A 2,124-nucleotide genomic window follows, 5' to 3' on the forward strand; every position below is an offset into this window, starting at 1 on the left:
CTGGCGCTCATGGGTGCGTTTTTTGACGTTTCAGAGCGATTACAGGCTTATTTTCCGTTCGCTTTTCAAACCGCTTCTGGTGAGATTTCGCGGCGCGAACTCAGCGCCTCCCTCGCCTGTTCAACCCGCGGAGCGGGACAATACCAATCCTTATTTTGCGCCTGCGTTTTTCAACATGGTTTCAACCTCGCGGTATGTTTACCTTATTTTTGCGGGAAGCGACCGGCTGTTGTGGGAGTACGAAACAAAATTTGTGGCACGCAATCGTACCCGATTGGAGTCATGCAAGTCCTGGTATGAAATCCACGTGACGAAGGATGCCAACCATATCTTCTCATTTCGGGAGTGGGAGGAGGATATGTTAGCGCAATGTTGTAAGTGGCTGCTTTCCCTCAAACAAAATAGGGCTGGAATGGCTGTTGATAATCGTCTTGTGAACATTCGATGAGAGCAGTTGGTCGTCAGTTGAAGAGAGGCTTGATCGATTTGTATTGGACCGTTCGGGGCCCGCGGATCCGTGTTCCTGCTGTTCCTGCCAACCCTCGGTCAGTGCTGTTTGTCTGTAAGGGAAATATCTGTCGAAGTCCTTTTGCCGAACACCTGGCCTCTAAATTGGGGAGGGAAGGCATAATATCTGGAATCAAGTTCGGTTCTGCGGGGTTGCATGTTCCCAAACCAACCCCTTCGCCGGAAGCGGCAATCCAGGTTGCGAGGCATTTCGGAGTTGATCTCGAGAACCATCGCTCTTTAGCGATTTCACAGGATCTTGTGGAGTCATACGATATGATCATCGCGATGGAGGTTTGGCAATACACAGTGCTGCAATCATCGTTCGAACGCCATCACGCGAAGTTGTTTCTTCTGCCGCTGCTTGACCCCGATAGGAAAGGTCAGGAGCAGGGGTATGCCGCATTCAATATACAGGATCCGTATGGCGGGACAGCAGGCGCATTTGAAAAGTGTTTCGAGCGCATCAGCCAATGTATTGAGAGGACGTTTAAACTGAATGGACGGTAGCCCCGTATCCGGTGGCGATACCTGGGTCTTTTGCTGTACGTGCTTTGCCCAAGCATGACCCGTCCGAAACAATCTGTGTTTAAAACCCATCGCACCATCTGCGTCCAGAGCTGCAGGCCCGTAGGATTGGCTGGGAACTAGCGCTAGACGGAAAATCGCACATATAACCTCTGCAACTACGGTAATCTGTAATCGTGATGGTGCTGAAAAGAATAGGCCGATTTCTTGGCCGATCTGATGGTACCCTCCAGCACAAGGCCATTCGTTCAGGCGTATGGGTCGGCCTTTCAAGTGCCGGGGTAGCGGTACTCTCCTTTGCTCGGTCGATCATTCTCGCAAGACTACTGACGCCGGAGATTTTCGGATTAATGGCCGTTTGTTCAATGGCCGTCCGTATGATCGAGATTTTCACCGAAACCGGATTCGGATCGGCATTAATTCATCGGCAGCAGCGTTTTGAGGAGGCGCGCGACACGGCCTTCACTCTTATGGTGTTGCGCGGGGGAGGGCTCGCGCTGCTTGCATGCGTCATTGCGCCGTGGGCGGCCGCGTTCTACGACCAACCGGTCCTGGATTCGATTGTTGCTGTCGTCGGGATCAGCTTCATCTTCACGGGCTGCCAAAATGTGAATGCGATCGCGCTGCAGAAGGAATTGGATTTCAAGCGGTTGACCTATCTGGAGCAAGCCGGAACGGCGTTGAATTTCCTCGTGTCGGTGGTGTTGGCGTATGTGCTTCGGAGCGTGTGGGCGCTAGTGTATGCGCAGGTGTTGTCCGCGGCCATAAACAGCGCGTTATCGTTCATGATCGTGCCTGGACGCGTGCGGTTCCGCCTGGATTTCGCTGTCGCGAAAGAGCTGTTTCATTACGGGAAGTTTATCACCGGACTGGTCATTGTGGTCTTCCTGACTCGCGAACTGGACAACGCAGTGATCGGCAAGCTTTTAGGGATGGATGCCCTGGGTTACTACGTGATCGCCTATACCCTTGCAAACATTCCGTCGACGTACATTTCGAAACTGCTGGCGAAAGTGCTCTTCCCTATGTTTAGTAAGCTTCAGGCTGATAAGGGTGCGCTTGGAGTGGAATATGGACGAGGAATCCGCC

3 protein-coding genes are annotated in these 2,124 nt (G+C 52.5%); all 3 read left to right on the plus strand.

The features are described 5' to 3' along the window. Positions 1 to 448, plus strand: a 448-nt coding sequence (locus ACOSYY_RS19490) for a hypothetical protein (RefSeq protein WP_421664605.1), incomplete at its 5' end; no start/stop codon positions are given. Next, complete coding sequence (locus ACOSYY_RS19495; RefSeq protein ID WP_421664607.1) at positions 445 to 1,017, plus strand: arsenate-mycothiol transferase ArsC; 573 nt, start codon at positions 445 to 447, stop codon at positions 1,015 to 1,017. The genes ACOSYY_RS19490 and ACOSYY_RS19495, both read left to right, overlap by 4 nt. Positions 1,018 to 1,214: 197 nt before the next feature. Then, the coding region (locus ACOSYY_RS19500) for an oligosaccharide flippase family protein (RefSeq protein ID WP_421664609.1) at positions 1,215 to 2,124 on the plus strand (910 nt) is incomplete at its 3' end.

Source organism: Nitrospira sp. BLG_2 (assembly GCF_049222245.1).